15 protein-coding genes and 1 pseudogene are annotated in these 20,862 nt (G+C 40.3%); 6 read left to right on the plus strand and 10 right to left on the minus strand.

Annotated elements, in window-relative coordinates:
• Positions 1 to 146: 146 nt before the first annotated feature.
• Together C2M30_RS20155 and C2M30_RS20160 are read left to right on the plus strand one after the other, a co-directional pair.
• Positions 147 to 902, plus strand: a complete 756-nt coding sequence (locus tag C2M30_RS20155) for a hypothetical protein (RefSeq protein WP_234004810.1) — start codon at positions 147 to 149, stop codon at positions 900 to 902.
• On the plus strand, positions 899 to 1,477 hold the full coding sequence (locus tag C2M30_RS20160) for a 3'-5' exonuclease (protein WP_105173095.1): 579 nt from the start codon (positions 899 to 901) through the stop codon (positions 1,475 to 1,477). Before C2M30_RS20155 ends, C2M30_RS20160 begins: the two co-directional genes overlap by 4 nt.
• Positions 1,478 to 1,676: 199 nt before the next feature.
• Here the strand turns inward: C2M30_RS20160 and C2M30_RS20165 are convergent, their stop codons facing one another.
• The 8 genes from C2M30_RS20165 to C2M30_RS20200 form a co-directional block, all read right to left on the minus strand.
• Positions 1,677 to 2,321, minus strand: a complete 645-nt coding sequence (locus tag C2M30_RS20165; protein WP_105173096.1) for a hypothetical protein — start codon at positions 2,319 to 2,321, stop codon at positions 1,677 to 1,679.
• A 1-nt stretch (position 2,322) separates the two neighbouring features.
• Positions 2,323 to 2,742: a hypothetical protein gene (locus C2M30_RS20170; RefSeq protein ID WP_105173097.1), complete on the minus strand. Its 420-nt coding sequence runs from the start codon at positions 2,740 to 2,742 to the stop codon at positions 2,323 to 2,325.
• On the minus strand, positions 2,739 to 4,832 hold the full coding sequence (locus tag C2M30_RS20175) for a hypothetical protein (protein WP_105173098.1): 2,094 nt from the start codon (positions 4,830 to 4,832) through the stop codon (positions 2,739 to 2,741). Before C2M30_RS20175 ends, C2M30_RS20170 begins: the two co-directional genes overlap by 4 nt.
• Entirely contained in the window at positions 4,829 to 5,569 is a 741-nt protein-coding gene (locus tag C2M30_RS20180) for a hypothetical protein (protein ID WP_158683605.1), read from the minus strand. The genes C2M30_RS20175 and C2M30_RS20180 overlap by 4 nt, the downstream gene beginning before the upstream one ends.
• Positions 5,506 to 6,264, minus strand: a complete 759-nt coding sequence (locus C2M30_RS20185) for a hypothetical protein (protein ID WP_105173100.1) — start codon at positions 6,262 to 6,264, stop codon at positions 5,506 to 5,508. The genes C2M30_RS20180 and C2M30_RS20185 overlap by 64 nt, the downstream gene beginning before the upstream one ends.
• Complete coding sequence (locus C2M30_RS20190) at positions 6,264 to 7,565, minus strand: tyrosine-type recombinase/integrase (RefSeq protein ID WP_158683606.1); 1,302 nt, start codon at positions 7,563 to 7,565, stop codon at positions 6,264 to 6,266. The genes C2M30_RS20185 and C2M30_RS20190 overlap by 1 nt, the downstream gene beginning before the upstream one ends.
• Before the next feature lie 374 nt (positions 7,566 to 7,939).
• Entirely contained in the window at positions 7,940 to 9,763 is a 1,824-nt protein-coding gene (gene glmS, locus C2M30_RS20195; protein ID WP_105173102.1) for a glutamine--fructose-6-phosphate transaminase (isomerizing), read from the minus strand.
• A gap of 74 nt (positions 9,764 to 9,837) precedes the next feature.
• A complete protein-coding gene (locus tag C2M30_RS20200) occupies positions 9,838 to 10,602 on the minus strand; it encodes a DeoR/GlpR family DNA-binding transcription regulator (protein ID WP_105173103.1) in 765 nt (254 codons plus the stop codon).
• A gap of 146 nt (positions 10,603 to 10,748) precedes the next feature.
• Here C2M30_RS20200 and C2M30_RS20205 point away from each other — a divergent pair, with 146 nt between their 5' ends.
• Both C2M30_RS20205 and C2M30_RS20210 read left to right on the plus strand, forming a co-directional pair.
• The gene (locus tag C2M30_RS20205; RefSeq protein ID WP_100914393.1) at positions 10,749 to 11,663 is read left to right on the plus strand and encodes an aspartyl protease family protein; all 915 of its coding nucleotides are present in this window, start codon (positions 10,749 to 10,751) and stop codon (positions 11,661 to 11,663) included.
• A gap of 85 nt (positions 11,664 to 11,748) precedes the next feature.
• Entirely contained in the window at positions 11,749 to 12,432 is a 684-nt protein-coding gene (locus tag C2M30_RS20210; RefSeq protein ID WP_105173104.1) for a hypothetical protein, read from the plus strand.
• 23 nt (positions 12,433 to 12,455) lie between these two features.
• On the opposite strand, the gene glmU is transcribed toward C2M30_RS20210, so the two are convergent.
• Positions 12,456 to 13,817 (minus strand): bifunctional UDP-N-acetylglucosamine diphosphorylase/glucosamine-1-phosphate N-acetyltransferase GlmU, encoded by a 1,362-nt coding sequence (gene glmU, locus C2M30_RS20215; RefSeq protein ID WP_105173105.1) that lies wholly within the window; start codon positions 13,815 to 13,817, stop codon positions 12,456 to 12,458.
• Between the two features lie 364 nt (positions 13,818 to 14,181).
• On the opposite strand from glmU, the gene C2M30_RS20220 reads away from it, so the two are divergent.
• Positions 14,182 to 16,428, plus strand: coding sequence for a TonB-dependent receptor domain-containing protein (locus tag C2M30_RS20220; protein ID WP_105173106.1), 2,247 nt, complete (start codon positions 14,182 to 14,184; stop codon positions 16,426 to 16,428).
• A 41-nt stretch (positions 16,429 to 16,469) separates the two neighbouring features.
• On the opposite strand, the gene C2M30_RS20225 is transcribed toward C2M30_RS20220, so the two are convergent.
• Positions 16,470 to 17,282: a class I SAM-dependent methyltransferase gene (locus C2M30_RS20225; RefSeq protein WP_105173107.1), complete on the minus strand. Its 813-nt coding sequence runs from the start codon at positions 17,280 to 17,282 to the stop codon at positions 16,470 to 16,472.
• A gap of 220 nt (positions 17,283 to 17,502) precedes the next feature.
• On the opposite strand from C2M30_RS20225, the pseudogene C2M30_RS20230 reads away from it, so the two are divergent.
• Positions 17,503 to 20,690 (plus strand): annotated as a pseudogene (locus tag C2M30_RS20230) (amidohydrolase family protein).
• The last annotated feature ends 172 nt before the right edge of the window (positions 20,691 to 20,862 follow it).

Consider the following 20,862-nt stretch of genomic DNA (forward strand, 5'->3'; position numbering starts at 1 on the left):
GATTTGCATATTTAAATAAGGCTTCATTCCGATCACAAATAAGCCTTGATTGTAATATTGACTGCCTATTATGCCTTGATTCTGATCTTAATTTTGTTGAGATACTGATTTCTTTCATAGTTGTGTTAGCCTGTATTTGAAACATTTTGGATATTTTTAATATGTCAAAAGAGAGCAAACCACAGCACATAAACCCATTTAAAACTGGCTCACTTAAGAACCCTGGAGTTGACGTTTTTACGTCAAGAAAAAGAAGCAAGAATAAACTCAGACAAATCAACGGTCCTAATTCAAATATCTCGTCGCCAGCAAGATTAGACATTGACGCATTAGTAGAAGGTTTAATTTCTATTGATCAAGATACTGATGCTTGCGGTTTTGTTAACGTCCCTAACAACAAACAATCATTGCATCCAGCAACATTTTTCATGCTTTTATATTTGATCAAAGTCCGAGCAAATGGCCTAGATGACAAAGAGGTTATCGCCAGCTTAGGTATACCTGAACTCCAATTTTATGATTTTCTGAAGCAGGAAGTCCCAGTTACTAAGGCTTTAGCGAGTAAGTTAAGAATGCTTACACACATGCCCGACGAGTTCTGGTTACGAGTTCAAGCTAAATTTGATAATGCTGACATTGAACACATTGATTGTAATAGCATGAAATTATTTGAAATCAGCATTCATTTGAACGTTGGTGACTTGTCGCTCAGTATGGATGATATTGATAACCGTCTATATGAAGCGGGATTTGACGACGCATTCATTGGTCACAATGGGAAAGGTGCGATATCGGTATCTATAGAACGAGAAGCGACGAACAAGGAAGAATTATTAAAACAGGTAAAAATACATCTTTTAAATATTTTCCCGAACCTTAAATATAAAGATTCAGTAGAATGAATAAAGTCCATCATTTTTGTTCTCAAAACTCTCTTGAGAGAGTCGTAGTATTAGATATAGAGCATACTTGCACAAGCAACAACTCTATTCCTAGGGAAGAGAGAGAAACTATAGAGATTGGCGCAGTATTAATTGATACGAAACAGTTTCATGTTATTGATGAATTCCAATCCCTCATAAGACCAATTCGGCACCCAGTAATTAGTAAATTTTGCGCCGAATTAACAGGTATTAAACAATCTGAATTAGTGAAATCTGAGCCATTTCAAAATATCTATAAGGATTTTCTGAATTGGTTACCATCGAACGATGAATTTCTATTAGTCACTTGGGGATCATATGATTTAATTCAAATCAACATAGACTGTTCTTTTCACCAATTAACACCATTTTCTCCATCAAATACATTGAACTTGAAACAGGCATATAGAAGAGCCTGTAAATTAAAAAAACCAGTTGGATTAAAAAAAGCCATCGAAATTTCAATTGGTACATTTACAGGTAATCACCACCGCGCACTCGATGATGCTAGAAATACAGCGAAGCTTCTTCCTTCCATCCTACCTTTGCTTTAAACGTTCCTTACTAAGTTGTCACTACTCTAGTGCAGCATACTTGTAATCAATACTTAAGAAGTTTTGCTTTTAAAAATTGAAAATCACATATCAGCTTTTTATATCAGACGAGGAAGATGAAATTGTTTTTGCATTAAGAGCATGGCAAAGCCTTGAACCTGCTATTTAGATCAGAATCAAGGCTTCATCATAATTTTTCTTACGAGTACCTCTGGCTGATTGTGTAGAAATTATCTAGTTCTTTCACATTTACCTTAATTCTATCTGCTAGCATAGTTCTTCCTTCTGAGTCTAAAAAACGTGACTTCGCTAGCGCCCTAAGATTATCTTTAACGCCTAAGAACAACTCCATTTTATCGTTTATATAACTCTCGTCTAATCCCTTTGCTCTTAATACAGCTTGAACATCATACACAATAGAAGGTTTACTGCGGTGTATATTCTTAGATTGATCATTAATTTCGTACTTCTTTTCAGCAAGTTGAAGAGCTAGCTCAAAATCAAAGGAACCGTCAGCTAAAGCATATTGCTTTATATGTCCAAAATGTTCTCTGTAATTAAGCCCACAGTGCTGCTCATCACCATTGCGCCAAATATCTAGGTAACCAGCAAAAGGGGTGTCAGATCTGATAATGAGGTAATCAAAAAGCTGCCAAAACATCAAGTAAGCTGACTCACTTGGTTTTAAGTAGTAGAGTTTCTTATCAAGAACCTTGTCATAGACAAATAGCATATCAACTGCGGAAACCCACCAAATTTTGAGTCCATCTTCATTTCGAATAAGAAGAAGCAATTCTGACAAACCCATTTCGACCGTTCCTAAGTCATTTAAATTATTGTTCATCTTAACCACCTGTATTTCTGTATGATCTATCTAACTGTTCTTCAGTAAAACCCTCTTGAGCTGCATTGTATGCCCACCGTTTGAATTTTGCCTTGTACCAGTCCTCTTTTGCTTTCAAGCGCTTTATTTCTATCAGTGCTTCGTCTAAACGAGTTTGCATATAGTTAAAAGCTTCATCGTCATTCCCAAGCTTTATTCCTCCTTCACCGCTAGTCTTTTGTTTCGAACGAACGTAGGCTAGATCCCATGCCTTTTTAATTTCCTCGTGTTTAGATAGTCCTGCTTTGGTATAACTGAAGCCAATTTCTGTCTGTAAAACAGCAATGAATCGAGTCCAGGATAGTTCATCCGTCCAACTATTAAGAAGCCGCACAGCTTTAGCAATCATTTCAGGTGTCATGTTTGGAGATCTTGCCTTCATAGATTCCTCCGCGAAGAAAGTAATGCTTCGAAATGCTCAACTTCGTCAGATTCATCTAAGGATTGTGAATTTTTTATCTCAACCGATAAACCAGCCTTTGATTGGGAAAAAGTAGGAGGGGATAATGTGAATATTGTCCCATCTTCAATTAACGGATCCGTGAGCTGTTCTAATGCCTCAGACCATCGCTTAGCAGTTTGTTGGTGTTTCTTCATCCATCTATCAACGCCTGGCTCTCCCATTTTGTTAGCCGCTTCGCAATGTTCAATCGCCTTTAACTCGATTCTGAGTTGACTTTCAGCTTCTCCAATCTGTCGTTTGTCCCCTTTAATAAACGTATGCTCGCCGCAACCAATGCAGTCCTTATCTTTCGGGCATGGTGTAAGAGCATAATTGTGCCGACATAAACCAAAGCGCGTTGAAATGATTGAACCTAACTCAAGCTGCAAAGCCTGATCATAACTAATTGCTTCTTTGATTCTTCTCTCTTCGGCCTTGGTCGACAAAGAGCCCAATACATTGATCTCTTTAGGAGCATTTTTTCCCATCGCCACATAAGCCTCGATAAACGCTTCTTGCGGGATATGGTTATACCAATCGTTTTGGTCGACACTATCACGTCCTGACCAAAATGCTATCAATGTTTGAGTAACGTATTTTGATTGAGCTAACGTATTGAGAAAGTGCCTAGGTTGATGTGTGGTCATCTCCCAGTATTTGCGTGTTTCAGGATGAAATAGATTGTGACGCTGGAAAATTGATTTACATTTCCCTGTTGCTTTACCTAAATCTTTTAGAATTTGTCCTTCGTTTACTAAAGAGGGGATATGTATTTGGTCTGAGACATTGCTTCGCAGACAGTGACGAGGAACGCAAAACAAAGCATTATGTGCCAATGTACCCAGGACTTTATCGGCTACCCATGAATCTGGGAGCTGACCTAACACCCATTTTTCAAGTGAATCAAAGTAATACAATCTTCCCCGCAGTGAGTTTCCAATCCGTTCAGGGTCTCTCGTTGTATTAGATGTGGGCAGTATTCCCATTTTTGAAATAGTGGCATCGTGAATATAATCTGAACCAATAATTTTCATAATTTCATGTTTAGTAATATGCTCGCCACGAAGATGCTCAGTTCCTATAGGTAAGTACAATTCATTTGGATGATCTAAATACCATTTCGCGGCTTTTCGAGCTGATTTACCGTATTCTATCAAACGAGATATTGCTTTTTCTGCAACCTCGTCCCATTCATCTGAGAGACTATATTTGGGGACAGCACCTCCACGCTTAGACGGCTTCCAAGACAATGCAAAGACACCATCCATTTCAGTAATACAGTTTTCAGAAAGGCTAAGAATTTCACTTATCCTACTCGGTGAATACATAGCCAATGCAAACCAAGAAGTAGTTATAATATCGCCTCCGGATGATGGTTTAGTAAAAGCTAAACTTAAGTCAATAATGCACTTCAAATGTGGTATTTTACTTGACGGTATCGGCACCCCAGTGGGTAACACATTGACACTGCGGTCATTATTCCTCTGAAATTTAGTGGGAAACTTCCAGTCAAAGAATTTAGATGTCAGACCTAATTCATTAACTAGCTCAACAATTTTATTCATATCCGGGCCGCACTCACTAACAGTACTAACACCTTCTTTAATTATTAAATCAGCTGCTCTATCTAATACCGAGCACTCCAATTGTGTTAAATCTGCTGTTCTGCCCATATCGCGAAATGCCTTTTCTATATACCGTAAAACGATATTCCATCTGTACGGTTTCGTAGCTGCAATGCCAAACGCATAAACTACTAGAGCTTTAGCTGCATCGATAAATGATGGTGAGAGAAATTGTATATTTTTTTTAGCATTGCCTTTTGATTCAAGGTTAACGAAACGTACTGAATAACTTCTATTGCTGCCTCTGTACTTAATCCAAGGCTCGAAATCAAAATCCTCCCTTTCCCATATATTCGCTTTTTCACCTTTAAATATTTTTGAAGACTTAGCGTGGACTATAAAACGCTGTAAGTTTTCTTTTGCCGATAACTCAGATCGACTGACAAATGGAATTATCACTCTCATTTGAAGCTCTCCTTCTCCTTGGTTTTAATTGAGTTCAAAATTTCTTTTACTGCGACATATTGCTCAACTGTTATAAGCCTAATTCTTTCCTCAATTTCACTATCAATGTCACTCTGAAGAACAGTCAATAACTCATCCCATGGAGCATCCTGAAACGGTTCAAATTTCCTACACGTCAAACATGCTCTTGGCGCGTGCTGGTAGCAATTGGCCATTGTTCCGCATGCACCAATGGGCTGACCGATAAGATTCGCAAAATCTCGAATGAGAGCCCCGCTATCATGTTGCCTTGTGGCCTCCTCTAAAGACGATACCAGACGCCCCTGAAATGCCTGCCCAATAAAGGACATCTCTTTCCCTATAGCATCTCTAAGTGGTTGTTGAACTGACGGTAATGATGCACGGTAATGCTTAATACATACGGTTTGTCTATGAGTTAGCAACCTAGCGGCTTCATGATCCGTCGCCCCTAGCGCTATGGCTCGCGTTCCCAAAGTGTACCTGAATCGGTAAGGGTAAATTGGTATCTCCCCATTTAATCGCTTGGAATATGTTTTTACGGACCGAAATGCAACTTTTAGGTCGTTAGAAATTTTTCTTGATTGGTCTGCAAAAAGAGGATCTTCAGGGTTTTTATTAGTTTGTTGATTTAAGTAATTGATTAGCACTTCACTTAGCACAGATGGAGCTTTTCTCTTCCACTTTCCTTGATTTGCGGATTTCTCTCCCTTGGCCATGGGAACTGCCAATGTGACTTCTTTACCTTCTGGCCCAGATGTATGATGACATCTTTTACTTTCATCCTTGCTATTTGGACAGGTCTAACACCAGTGCCAATCAACAGCCAAATCAATGCCCAATAATATGTATCTAAATCCCCACTTTCGTAGGCTCGATTAACTCCTTCTCGGATGTTTCTCAGCTCTTGCTCAGTAAAAGCTCCTCTTTTAGGGTCATTTACGATAAGCGCGAAATAAGCTCCTTTACCTTTTTCTTCAAACTTTTCTGGCGATTTCAAAAAAGCGATTAGTTCTACATCAAGTCCCGGCAAGCCTAATTTTTGGCATCGACTTAATACTGCTTGCAAAAAAGGCCAAGCAGAAGGTCTATGGTTATCAGTCCACATTTGAATATCATTTAAAGTAACCGATTCACCTTCTTGGCCTTTAAAAAGGTGTCCAATATAGCGATTACAATTCTGTATGTAAGAAAGCGAATGAGTTCTGAACATTTTCCTAAGACAGGTAAGTAAGGATTTTTTTGCAGTCCCATGTGGCATTGTCCAAGAAAAATCAAAGGTATGATCACCCATATCCGAAGAAAGAATGGTCTTGCCACTGAAATCAATTTCTACAACTGATTTATCAAGCAGAAGAACTTCTTCGATATTACTATTGAGGGGTTCTTTAGATTTTGAAGTATTCAAAGTCATTACTTATCCTTCATGATTTGTTGCGTTACTCGCTCTGCGATTGCATCCGACTTTCTTCGTATATGGCGGCGAGCATATTTAGCGCCCATATCAGAATTTAGGCTCCAACCTTGAAGGCGATTTCTAATTTGTGTTTCTTTTTCAACAGAAGGTCTTTCGCTGTCAGGCATGCTATCGATAACCTCACTAAAGTTATCATTCCATGATCGCCTTAAAGTGTGAGGGGTTACATGCTCAGGCAATGTTAACTTAGATCTAATCTCTTCAAATATTCTATTTATCTGCCGTGGGGTAATTTGTTCTCCTAAAATACTGGTAAATATGAAACCACGTTTACGCGCACTCAAAGGTAACTTCGACCAATGTTTCTGTATGAAATAATCAAAAGCCTCTGCCGCTTCAATTGAAATTGGTACTGTTCTAGCTTTAGTTTTCGAAACGCATATATGAAAGCGCTGAGTTGAATAATCAATATCGCTGACTCGGGCCATATGCACTTCTCCACGTCTAGCTCCCGTATCAACATATAATCGCCATAAAAGATAATTCCTTACCTGAAGGAAATCGCTTTGGTAGTGTATTGCAGGTTCATTGAGTTCTAATGCCTCATTAATCTTTTTCAGCGTACTATTTGAGGCCCCCTCCAATTTCGTTTCATCATCTTGAGCTGATTTTGTATCGCCCCTCTCTCGAAGCTCATGTAAGACCGCATTAGCATGATTTCTAAGCTCGTAGGTGTTGTTACCATTTCTGCTTAACTCCCCAAGCCTTCTAACTAGATGCCATTTCATATATTTAGCAACCCAGTTAATACGATTGATTACGTCACTATCATTTTTTAAACGAATGAGTTTCATCTTTTTTGATTTTGGTTGAGCTGAACCTTGCTTGCATAATTCAGTTTTAATTCGCAGAGCAAGCTGCCTTTGGGACTTAACTTGGTAAGATAAAAAATCAGCGAGGCTTGCAATTTTCTCAACTGAGAAAAAGCCGCCATACCTTAGTTCTTCGTCAAAATCTTTGGAATTAGACCACGCCCAGAGATGAGCAGAGCCAAGAGCTCGGAGTACTGAATCACTAGTGTTTACAGACTTTTCAGATCTATCGTATTTTGAAACTATGTAAACATTAGGCCAAAAAATAGGGGTGAGGGTTTCCCTATTTAGCAGGATCAGTTCCACACCATATTCGGTACAAATTCGGTCAACTTGAAAATCAAAAAATATATTTTTAGATGGAATTTCAGTAGTAGGTGTCGGTTTTGTTGAAACCAACGATAAGGAAGTTTTGGTTTTAGACATAAGCAATACCCAGCACAGCATTTAGCTGTGTTGTTAGTTATGACATTGCTCTATGTCAGTTGTCGAAATATGCGACTGTACTTTGAAACCAACCAACTAAGAAGTTAAAGAATATCTTCAAAGAGGTTAATTAATGTTTAGGTCAGTAAACATCGTAAGTAAAGCTAACAGTGTAAATGTAATATGTCAAAGAATTACTTTTTTCATAATTCATACTCCATTATGTTTACACTTAAAATACGTCTCCATATGAAGAATTTGATAATTTTTTTGTTTACTGTTTTTTAAATGGGGAATAGAAAGTAACCAACTAATATTAAAGTAAATTATTAATAGATTAGCTGGTTACTGTTTACATTAAAGATTAGGTCTCATCACTCAACCGTAACTGATTTTGCCAGGTTACGCGGTTGGTCAACGTCAGTACCTTTAATTACTGCTACGTAGTAAGACAGTAATTGCAGTGGGATGGTGTACACAATTGGTGCTAATACATCGTCAACTTGATTGACGTTAATAACACGCATTGTGTCATCTGAGACAAATTCAGATGCTTTATCAGCGAATACATAAATAATACCGCCGCGTGCACGCACTTCTTCAACGTTTGATTTCAGCTTTTCCAGTAGCTCGTTATTTGGTGCAACAACGATGATTGGCATATCGGCATCAATAAGTGCCAATGGACCGTGTTTTAGCTCACCTGCTGCGTAAGCTTCTGCGTGAATATACGAGATTTCTTTTAGCTTAAGTGCACCTTCCATTGCGATAGGATATTGATCGCCACGACCTAAGAAAAGTGCGTGATGTTTATCTGCAAACTCTTCAGCTAAGTCTTCAATGCCTTCAGCAAGAGACAGTGACTCTTCAAGCTTGTTTGGTAACGTTTTAATAGCGTTAACAATTTCAGCATGCTCAAGGCCTTTTTCTTGGGCAATTGAAGCTACTAACATTAATAAACCAACAAGTTGAGTAGTAAAGGCTTTTGTTGACGCAACGCCAATTTCAGCACCCGCTTTCGTCATAAACGCAATATCTGATTCGCGCACTAGCGAGCTGCCAGGCACATTACAAATCGTCATTGAGCTCATATAACCTTGCTCTTTAGCTAGGCGCAGTGCAGCTAAAGTGTCGGCTGTTTCACCTGATTGTGAAATGGTTACAAGTAGGCTGTTTTCATGAACAAATGATTTGCGATAGCGGAACTCAGAAGCAATTTCAACGTTACAGCTAACACCGGCATATTGTTCTAACCAGTAGCGTGCAACCATACCTGAGTGGTATGAAGTACCGCAGGCAATAATTTGCACATGCTTAACTTGCTTGAAAATATCCGATGCCGTATCGCCAAATGCGTCAACCGCTACTTTATCACCGTCAATACGTGCTTCTAGGGTGTTGCGAACCGCTACTGGCTGCTCGTAGATTTCTTTGAGCATATAGTGACGGTATTCACCTTTGCCTGACGCATCTTGGGTGATGTTAGATTCAACTACATCGCGTTCAACAGCGTTACCATCGATGTCGAAGATTTCAACTGAATCACGAGTAATACGGGCCACGTCGCCTTCTTCTAAAAAGATAAAGCTGCGTGTTACAGGTAGTAACGCTAGTTGGTCTGAGGCAATAAAGTTTTCACCTAAGCCTAAGCCAATCACCAGCGGGCTACCAGAGCGAGCCACAATAATTTCATTAGGGTTTTCTTTATCAAAAACCACGGTGCCGTAAGCGCCTTCAAACTCTTTAACAGCCGCTTGCACTGATGCAAGTAGCGAATCATGGTTTTGGCGTAGCTGGTGGATTTTATGCACCATTACTTCGGTGTCAGTATCTGACAAAAATTCGTAGCCGTCACCGCGCAGCTGGGTGCGCAATTTATCGTGGTTTTCAATAATACCGTTATGTACAAGCGCAAGCTGTTGACTTGAAATGTGTGGGTGAGCGTTGGCTTCAGTCACGCTACCATGAGTTGCCCAGCGAGTATGCGCAATTCCCGTTGTGCCTTTTACATCTGCATCAGTAAGTGCTGTATCGAGGTTGGCAACCTTACCTACTGCTTTTACAGTGTTAAGTGTTTTGTCGTTGTTGCCTAATGCTACACCTGCTGAGTCGTAGCCACGGTATTCAAGGCGCTTTAGGCCTTCAATTAAAATTCGGTTAACTGGGCGTTCTGCCACAGCGCCAACAATGCCACACATAATAATCTCCTTAAATTGCACGGTATGTGAGCGTTAAATGGGTTACAGGTTTGTTGTCGGAACCTGTAAATTCGTTACTTGGCGCAAATAACAGTAACCTGATGTTGTTCAATTGCCTGCTTAGTGTTGTCGTCTAAGCCATCATCCGTTACTAAATAATTTACTTGCTGCCACGGTATTTCTAAATTCGGTATCTTTTTACCAATCTTGTTCGATTCAACAAGCACAATTACTTCTCTTGCTGAATCAGCCATAACGCGACTCAAACCGATCAATTCATTGAATGTAGTAGTACCTCTATCAATATCAATGCCATCGGCACCAATAAATAATTGATCGAAGTCGTAAGAGCGCACAACTTGCTCGGCAACTTGTCCCTGAAAAGATTCCGAGTGTGGATCCCAGGTGCCGCCAGGCATTAATAAAGTTGGCTCATTTTCCAATGAAAGCAATCGGTTAGCTACGTTGATGGCGTTAGTCATAACGACTAAGCCACGCTTGTGTGAAAGCTCAGGGATCATAGCTGCTGTGGTACGACCGCTATCAATAATAATGCGGTTATGATCTTTAATGAGATCAGCTGCGGCTTTTGCTATTTGCATTTTGCGAATTGGATCGAGCTTTTCGTCGCTATTTGCAACGATCTCTTGCGGTAATGCCATTGCACCACCATAACGGCGCAACAGCAGGCCGCTTTGTTCAAGTGCGGTAAGATCTTTTCGAATCGTAACTTCTGACGTTGCAAATTGTTCTGCGAGTTGTTCAACGCTAACTTCACCAAGTTCGTTCACTTGCTGCAAAATAGTATGGCGTCTTTGTTGGGTGTTACGTTTCGTCATTTCATTAATAAGTTTCGTTTCGAAAGTTATGATATTTTAATCGAAACTTAACAGATCGCAAGCGCTTATTTTATGAGTCTGCTTTGCATCTAAATCCTGCTTGTGTGAAAATATTCAATGGAAGTAAAAAATTACAAGGAATCAGAATGTTAAATGGATTTAAATCGATATTTCTCATCGCGTTATTATACTTATCTCCTAATGCACTTGCTGGTGCAACACAATGGATGGACTTTAAGTTAGAGCATGGCCATATCAAAGTGCCAGTAATTGTTGGTGGTGTTAAAGCACATGCTATCTTAGATACAGGTGCTAATGTAAACGCAATCAATGGACAGTTTGTTAGACATCATAATTTAGACCTAAACAAAGGTTCGAGTATTTATGTCAAAGGTGTTTTCGATACTGAAAAGCGTAAAACTTATAAAAATGTCCCGATCAACTTATTTGGCACCGATATTGAGTTAGACGATATGGTCGACTTTCAATTAGGCCCATCTGATGATGCTATTTTGCTTGGCTCTTCATTTTTTTCCCTTTTTATCGTTCAAATTGACTATCCCAATAATAAAATGCGTTTACTAACGCGAGATACTTTTGACTTAAAAAAGCTAAAAAATATTGAAATGCATAATCAAAAGGGAACAGGTCTGCCTATCGTTAAAGTTAATTTCAATAAAAATGATTCTGCATGGTTGTTGTTAGATACCGGTAATACTGGCGGTATTATGGTTGAACGTAGCTATGCAAATAAGTTGGAATGGTTGGAAAGCTATCAGACAGAAACAGGTTTAGTTATTGGGGTAAATAAAATAAAAGGAACTGAAAGCTTTCGCATTGATTCACTGAAATTTGGACCTTATACCCTTGAAAATGTGTTGGTGACAGTTCCAGCAGAAGGAGAGCGAAGTAATTTGGAAAGTCGCTATGAGGTGAGTACAGGTTCTCGTTTGAGAGGAAGAAGAGTTAGAGGTTTGCTTGGGTACGACATTTTAAAGCATTTTGTTTTGACGATAGATTATAAAACAGGGTCTGCACATATTAGTTTACCAGAAGAATAGTCTGAAATATCAGATAGCTGAACATTGTAGTTATTCAGTGATTTATTTATAGTGCGTAAAGCGTTAATAAAAACAACAAGATGCTATGAAGGAAAAAAAGCAATCCAAACTTCACTTTTCGCAAGATAAGGTGAATCTATTTTTGGCGCTATGCGCCATTATTATTTCAGCAGCCTCATTTTATGCCACTTTTTTACAAGCTAATGCGGCAGAAAAGCAGGTAAAAGCGGCAACTTGGCCTTGGATGCAGTTTGTTTCTGGTAATGCGAATATGGAAAAACGCAGCCAAGAGATTACCTTTACCTTAAAAAACTCTGGCGCAGGTCCTGCCCTTGTTAAATATTTGAAGTACACCTACCAAGGTAAAGAGTATTACGATGTTTATGACTTTATCACTGCATGTTGTTTTGACATTAAGGCCTATGAAACGGCGCTGAAAGAACTGCAAAAAAAGTCACCGAAGGTCAATTTCTTTAGAGAATTTGGCTGGATCACCACCTCATTTGCGCAAAACGCACTTGTGCCACCGGGAGGTTCAATTAGTCTTTTAGCGCTTGAAAAAACCAAGTACAACGAGAAATTTTGGCAGATTCTTGATAAAAAACGCTTTAAAGTAAAAGCTGAGGTGTGTTACTGCTCCATACTCGAAAACTGTTATATCAGTAATGGCAAAGGTGATACCCAAGAAGTTGAAGCGTGTCCAGCAATTGTTGAATCAAAACCAATTGTAAAAACCACACCCGTAGAAACAAAAAAAGCCGCTAAATAGCGGCTTTTTCAATAGCGTTGCTGTTAGCTTTTCTTGATAGGGCGCTGCCAACCATCAATATTGCGTTGCTTTGCACGTGATACCGCTAGTTGCTGCTCTGCAACATTAGCTGTAACAACTGAGCCTGCGCCAATTGTGGCTGTTTGACCAATTTCAACAGGCGCTACCAGCGAGCTGTTTGAGCCAATAAACGCGTTATCGCCAATAATGGTTTTAGATTTATTCACACCATCGTAATTACAGGTAATGGTGCCGGCGCCAATATTCACTTTTTCGCCTACTTCCGTATCGCCAAGGTACGTTAAATGATTCGCTTTAGAGCCTTTGCCTAAGCGGGTCTTTTTCATTTCGACAAAGTTACCAATGTGCGAGTCTTCTTCCATAATGGCACCTGGACGAAGGCGTGCAAATGGGCCAAGTGTACATTTAGCAGCAACTTTTGCCTCTTCAACAATAGAGTTAGCTTTAATCACCACGCCATCGCCAATTTCGCAGTCTTTTAGCACGCAGTTCGGGCCAATAACCACATCGTCACCAAGTACTACTTTGCCTTCAAATATGACGTTTACATCAATTTGTACGTCTTGACCTGTGGTGACTTCACCGCGTACATCAATACGCGCAGGATCAGCCAAGCTTGCGCCATTTAGCATTAAATCTTCAGCTTGCCACGCTTGATAAGCGCGCTCTAATGCAGCTAGTTGCACGCGATTATTAGCACCTTCCACTTCCATTAAATCGCTTGGTTGGGCAGAGGTAATTTCAACGCCATCAGCGTGCGCCATAGCAACAATATCTGTTAGGTAATATTCGCCTTGCGCATTGTTATTTGATAAGCGGCCGAGCCAATCACGTAACAAACCGCCGTTAACCGCCATAATACCTGAGTTAATTTCAGTGATTTTTAGTTGCTCTGGGTTGGCATCTTTTTGCTCAACAATACCCACAATATTGCCATCTTTACGCTCAATGCGGCCATAGCCCGACGGATCATCTAAGTTGACGGTTAAAATAGCGAGGCCTTTACTTGGTGTTACATCAAGCAGTGCTTCTAATGTTGATTTCTTAGTAAGTGGTACGTCGCCGTATAGGATTAATACGGTATCGTCATTCGCGATATGCTCTTTTGCCTGTGCCACCGCGTGGCCCGTACCAAGTTGCTCTGCTTGTAATACCCAGTTCACATCGTTATGCGCTAGGTGCTCTTTTAATAACTCGCCGCCATGACCGTAGACTAAGTTAGTGGTGTTAGCGCCAAGCGATAATGCATTATCAATAACGTGTTGCACCATAGGCTTGTTGGCAACAGGGTGCAGTACTTTCGGCAGCTTTGAACGCATACGAGTACCTTTACCCGCAGCGAGAATAACAGTGGTTAATGCCATTAAATTAATTTCCTTTTTTCACATCGATAACAATCCAACATGGTTAGCGTTAAATAAACCCACTCCCTGTGCCGATTAAACTCACGTTTTAACATGAGTACCTAAATCATACTGAATTGTAAAAACGGCGGATATTTTAACCTGCATTGCAATTAGTTAAAACAGTGTAAGCGTAATAATAAAACTCAGTATAAAATCGTATTATTGTCTTAATTTCACCAGTTCTTTTTTAATTAAATACTTATTAATCGTTTGTTAAATACTGATTTTAAATGCTTTTTTAGTAATTTTAGATGTTGAAAGCCTAGAGCAGATACTTTAATCTTAACGCGAGTGCGAATGATTATCGTTAAGGAAAATGTAAATGAACTTCTCTCGTACGCTAGTTTCAACAGCCATTCTTTTAGGCTTATCTACCACAGCGTTTAATGCACAATCCCAAAATAACAATGAAAAATCAGCAGGTGAGCAAGATATTGAAACGATTTCAGTATTTGGTCACAAGCTAACAGTGGCAAAGCATGATGCCGCGGCATCGATCTCACAAGTTAACGACGAACACATTAAGCGTAACCAAGAAGCTGAACTAAGCAATATTTTGAAAGAGTTACCGGGTGTTGATATGACAGGCAGTGTAACGCCACTTTCAGGTCAACCAGCGATTCGTGGTTTATATGGCGAACGTATTTTTGTATCAATTGATAATGTGAAACGCAAAACAGAATCAGATGGCGGCAGCAATATTGCAACTATTAATAGCTTAGGTATCGATCCAGCCCAATTAAAGCAAGTTCAGGTACTGCGTGGCGCAGATTCGTTAACCGTAGGTTCTGGCGCAGTAGGTGGTAGTATTCGTTTGGTCACTAAAGATGCAAGCGATTACTTAAATGGTGAAGAAGGTTTTGGCGCTCGCGCTCAGGTAATGCACCAATCTGTGTCTGACTCGAATAGTTTTAGCGGTTCTTTATTTGCATTAACTGCGCAAACAGACACGGTTTTGCATGCCTCTTATGTTGAATTTTCAGATATTGATGTTGTACCAAGCGACGATAAAGGTGACGAAGTTGGCGAGTTAGCCAAGTTGGAAAAAATCAGTAATGACTCAGCTAGAACCAACGCAACAATTAAAAACACGTGGTATTTTGCACCAGGTCATAGCTTACAAACCAAATTAGATTGGAGTGAAACCGAATCGCTTAATCAGCCTTATGGGCAGCGTTTAGATTTAGCACTGCGTTATCCTACATTGTCTGAAGACTATAAAAATGACTACATTGAATTAATGAGTAGTTATACCTATCAGCCAACCTCACCGCTTATCGATTTAGATGTGCAGGCGGTGTTCTCAAAGAAAAGTTACGATGAAGTAACTATGGGCTACATTGTAAATCGTGGTAATAAAATAGCGTTCGATAAATTAAGCGATGGCAGAAACACACGCACAGGTTTAAGGATTGCTAACTTATCTGAATTTGAAGGCGTGATTAATCACAAATTAGCGCTTGAGTTCAATTTTGAATACGAAGAATTTGAACAAAATGAGTTTGAAGAAGGTGTCAGCTCAACGTTCTACGGTAAAAGTGATTCAACTAATTTCTCATTTGCGGCAATTGACCAAGCCAGCTTTTTAAACGATACATTACTGACCACAGCGGGCTTGCGCTATGATGTCTTCGATCGCAGTAGTAACACATTTGATGATTACGATAATAGCGATAGCGGCGAGTTATCTAGTGAATTAGGTATAACCTATAAAGCGACTGACTTCCTTAATTTTTATGCCAAATATGCAGAGGCATTTCGCGCACCTTCAGTACAAGAACTGTATAAAAAAGATGAGTGGCGCTGCCACATTGGCGGCAAGATTTGCTATCAAGAACCGCAGCCTGATCTAAAACCAGAGCTATCAGAAAATATTGAGATGGGCTTTGGTTTAGATTGGTCTAACGTTGCTTTTGCCGACGTGTTTACTGTTAAAGCCATGTATTTTAATAACGATATCGAAAACTTTATCGATAACGTACCGTTTATGTATTACGTTGACGAAAATGGCAATAAGCAGCTGGGTTCACCTGGCCCTAACCCTAACAATGGTGTGCCGGTTGCCACGCACCGTGATTACAGTGCGAAAAACATCGGCAAACTTGAAAGCAGCGGTGTTGAATTAGAACTGCATTACTCGCTTAGTAAATTTGATGCGTATTTAGGGTATTCTACAATTGAAATGGATGCGTACGGTGTACCTAACTTCTTTTTAGGTACCATTGAAAATGACAAACAAGCCTACACAGAAGCGCCTGCAGATAAACTAACGCTTAATCTAAATTACCAAGTGCTTGATAGCCTTAATGTGGGTGTGCAGATGCTTGCATATGCTGAACAAAAACGCTTGCCAGAAGCCTATTTAGACCGAGGTTGGGGCACAGATTCATACCAACTTTATAATTTAAATGCGAGCTATCAAGGCGAAGGTGTGCTTTCAGGGCTAGGCGTTGTTGTGGGGGTGGATAATATTACCAACGAACGCTATTTACGTGCACCAGCCAGTAATGCAACAGATGCGGGTGAACTAGGGCGTAACTATAAAATTACGTTAAGTTATCAATTTTAATATAAAAAAGCAGGCACACAGTGCCTGCTTTACTTGTCTGTTTATAGCTTAGGTTTTACAAACTTAAGCGTGAAACGGTTACTTTCACCAATAGATAGGTACTTGGCTTTATCTTTATCACCTAGTGCAAGTGTTGGTGGTAATGTCCATACGCCTTTTTCGTACTGCGCTTGATCAAGCGGATTGGCATTCACGCCCGAACTGGCAACCAATTTAAAGCCCGCTTTTTTAGCAGCTGCTTCAACTACACTTTGTTTAATGTAACCCGATTGGCGAAAGGCTTCGGTGTCTAGGTTTTCAGGTAATTTGTGATCGACGACACCTAAAACACCGCCAGGTTTAAGCGCTTTAAATGCAGCATCAAGTGTTGATTGCATCATCTCGTCGCTAGTCATATAAAAATTATGTAAGTTACGGAAAGTTAGCACCATGTCGGCACTGCCTGCAGGGGCCATTTCTGGGCTAAATTTAGGGTGAAATTCGGTGATTTCAGTTTTACTGAGTGCCGGTGTATTTTTAATTTTTGCCTGATACTTTGGTAAATGTTTATTGAAGTAACCAATATCTGTACCTGACGGAAAATGCGCTGCAACAAATTTACCTTTTTCAGCTACCATAGGCGCAATAATTTCGGTGTACCAACCGCCGCCTGGCCAAATTTCTACTACATTCATATCTTTGCTTAAACCAAAGAAATTCAGCGTTTGTTGTGGGTTACGAAATTCATCACGTGCTTTATTTTTATCGCTGCGCACTTCGCTTTTTACTGTGTCTTGTAGCGTTGTTGCATGAGCGACCGTGATAGATGCGGTCGCAATTGCTGCACTAATCGCTAGGTTAAGTAAGGTTTTCATGTTTAGTCCCTAAAGGTAAATTATCGGTACAAGCTAAACATAAAACTGTTGATTGTTTAAGCATTTTGCGTCGTAACTTGTTGCAAAATATTTCTATTTAGCCAATTGCTAAATTTTTAATCGATTTTTTAGGTGGTTTTAACTCAAGCAAACTAGCTAATTAATCACGATTTTGTTTCAATTCGTTACAGAATAAACGTGACAACTAGAAGACTCCGAGATGAAGCAAATATTAAAGACCTCACTTGCGATGGCAGTGAGCTTAGCGTTGTGCTCACAGGCAGGCGCAGAAGAAGCGAAAAAAGAAGAGAAAAAAGAGTGGCAAGTTGAAGCGCCACAAGGTGAATTTTTAGATGCCAACATCAAAGTGCAACAAGGTACTTGGATGAACGTAGATGTAAGCCCAGATGGAAAAACACTGGCGTTTGATCTACTTGGTGATATTTACACAATGCCAATTTCAGGCGGTAAAGCAACTAAGCTAACGTCAGATATTCCTTGGCAAATGCAGCCGCGTTTTAGCCCAGATGGCAAAAAGATCGCGTTTACGTCAGACCAAGGGGCGGCGACAATATTTGGCTAATGAACATTGATGGCTCAAACCAAGTTGCGGTAACCAACGAAACATTCCGTTTATTAAATAGCCCTGTATGGAGCCCCGATGGTGACTTTATTGCTGCGCGCAAACACTTTACGGGCACACGTTCACTTGGTGCTGGTGAAGTATGGCTTTACCACAAAGCAGGCGGCAAAGGTGTACAGCTAACTAAGCGTGCAAATGACCAAAAAGATTTAGGTGAACCAGCATTTTCACCTGATGGTCGTTATGTTTATTTCTCACAAGACGCGACACCAGGTAAAACGTTCCACTACTCAAAAGATTCAGTTGCGGGCATTTATAAAATTAAACGCTATGACCGTGAAACTGGTGAAATTGAAACCATTATTGAAGGCATGGGTGGCGCAATTCGCCCAACACCATCACCTGATGGCAAAAAGCTTGCTTACGTAAAACGTGATGATTTCCAATCAAGCCTTTATGTATATGACTTTGCTACGGGTGAACACACAAAGCTATATGGTGCGCTTGAGCGTGATATGCAGGAAACATGGGCAATTCACGGTGTTTATACGACCATCGCTTGGACCCCTGACAATGAAGAGCTGATCTTCTGGGCGGGCGGTAAACTTCACAAGCTGGATGTTGAAAGCAAAAAAGTAAACGACATTCCATTTGAAGTGGAAACTAGCAAAAAGCTACAAACGGCATTACGTGTTGCACAAAATCTTGATACCAAAGAATTTGACGTAAAAATGCTACGCAATGTGCAAGTTTCGCCAGATGGTGAAACTGCGATTTTTGAAGCTATGGGTCATATCTACAAGCGTGATTTAGAGTCGGGCAAAGTAAGACGCTTAACTAAACAAAGCGACCACTTTGAGTTCTTCCCGTCGTTTTCTCGCGATGGTAAGAAGATAGTGTACGTAACTTGGGATGATAACGAGCAGGGCACTATTCGTGTGGTGTCAGCACGTTCAGGCCGCGGTAAAGACATTGTTGAAACTAAAGGTAAATACGTTGAACCAACCTTTAGTCCAAATGGCGATACTGTGGTGTACCGTAAAATTAAAGGCGGTGCGATTCTAGATCCAAGTTACTCGGTAAAACCGGGTATCTATGCTGTAAGCAGCCGTGGCGGTGACGAAGAATTTATTACCAAGCATGGCATTCAACCGCAATTTGGTGCTGAGAACGATCGTATTTATGTAATGCAAGCATGGCCAAAACCATCGCTTTCTGTGGTTGAACTAGCCAGCAAAAAAGAGCGCAAACTATACGAAGCAAAACACGCGACTGAATTCCGTGTATCGCCGGATGGTAAGTACTTAGCGTTTGCTGAGCGTTTTAAAGTATTTGTAACGCCATTTGTGGAGCGCGGCAAAACCATTAATATCGGTCCGAAAGATAGCCAGTTCCCAGTGGAGCAACTATCAGTTCGTGCTGGTGAAAATATTAGCTGGAACACAGCAGCAGATAAACTTTACTGGTCGCTAGGTCCTGAGCTTTACCATGCTGACTTAAACGGTGTGTTTGATATTGCCAAAGATGAGTCAAAGTCGTTTAAAGTTGAAAACGGCCAAAACATTGGCTTTAAACAAAAAATGGATGCACCAAAAGGTGTAATTGCACTGACTGGCGCACGCATCATTACCATGAAAGGTGATGAAGTCATTGAAAATGGCGTTATCGTAACGGACGGTAAGCACATTAAAGCGGTTGGCACAGTAGCAGATGTGAGCGTACCAAGTGATGCATTAATTATTGAGATGAACGGCAAAACCATTATGCCGGGTCTTGTTGATGCACACGCGCACGGTTCGCAAGGTTCAAATGAAATTATTCCTCAGCAAAACTGGGAAAACCTAGCAGGCTTGGCATTTGGTGTAACGACAATTCACGATCCATCAAATGTCACAACTGAAGTATTCGCAGCCAGCGAAATGCAAAAAGCCGGTAAAATTGTCGCGCCGCGCATTTTCTCAACGGGTACGATTTTATATGGTGCGAACATGCCTGGTTACACTAGTCATGTTGATAGCCTAGACGATGCGAAATTCCATATTGAGCGTCTACAAAAAGTGGGTGCGATTAGTGTTAAATCGTACAACCAGCCTCGTCGTAATCAGCGTCAACAAGTTGTGCAAGCTGCACGTGAACTAGGCATGATGGTAGTGCCAGAAGGCGGCTCATTACTGCAGCATAACTTAACCATGGTGGTGGATGGCCACACGGGTGTTGAGCACTCACTACCAGTGGCGAATATTTATGATGATATTAAGCAGCTGTGGAGCCAAACTAAAGTAGGTTATACACCAACGTTAGGTGTTGCCTATGGTGGTATTTGGGGTGAAAACTACTGGTACGATAAAACAGATGTGTGGTCGCACCCAATTCTGTCTAAATACGTACCTAAGAACAAGCTACTACCGCGCTCAATGCGCCGCGTTAAAGCGCCTGATCATCATTATAATCACGTAAATAACGCCCGTGTTTCGAAAGAATTACAAGACTTAGATGTACTAGTAAACATTGGTGCTCACGGTCAACGTGAAGGCTTAGCGGCACACTGGGAAATGTGGATGTTCGCGCAAGGTGGCATGGCACCACTTGAGGTGATCCGCACTGCAACCATCGACCCTGCAACGCACTTTGGTTTAGATAAACATATTGGTTCACTTGAAGTAGGTAAGCTTGCTGACTTAATGGTGATCGATGGCAACCCGTTAGAAAATATTCGCGATACCGATAAAGTAACGCACACTATGATTAACGGTCGTTTATTCGATACTGCAACGATGAATGAAGTAGGTAAGAAAAAACGCGAAAAGCTGTATTTTGAAAAATAAGCTTTACGTAATCTGATTTCAGGTTAAATAACGAAAAGGCTGAACTTAGGTTCAGCCTTTTTATTTCCTCTAACAATATCTATTTACCTACCGTTATCGCACTTTTTCAAATATATTCAAAGACTTTTCGAACATGAATCTCAATCGATTAGTAGCAAATTTACACTAGCAG

This window comes from Pseudoalteromonas sp. T1lg24, assembly GCF_002964745.1.
Lineage (GTDB): Bacteria > Pseudomonadota > Gammaproteobacteria > Enterobacterales > Alteromonadaceae > Pseudoalteromonas > Pseudoalteromonas spongiae.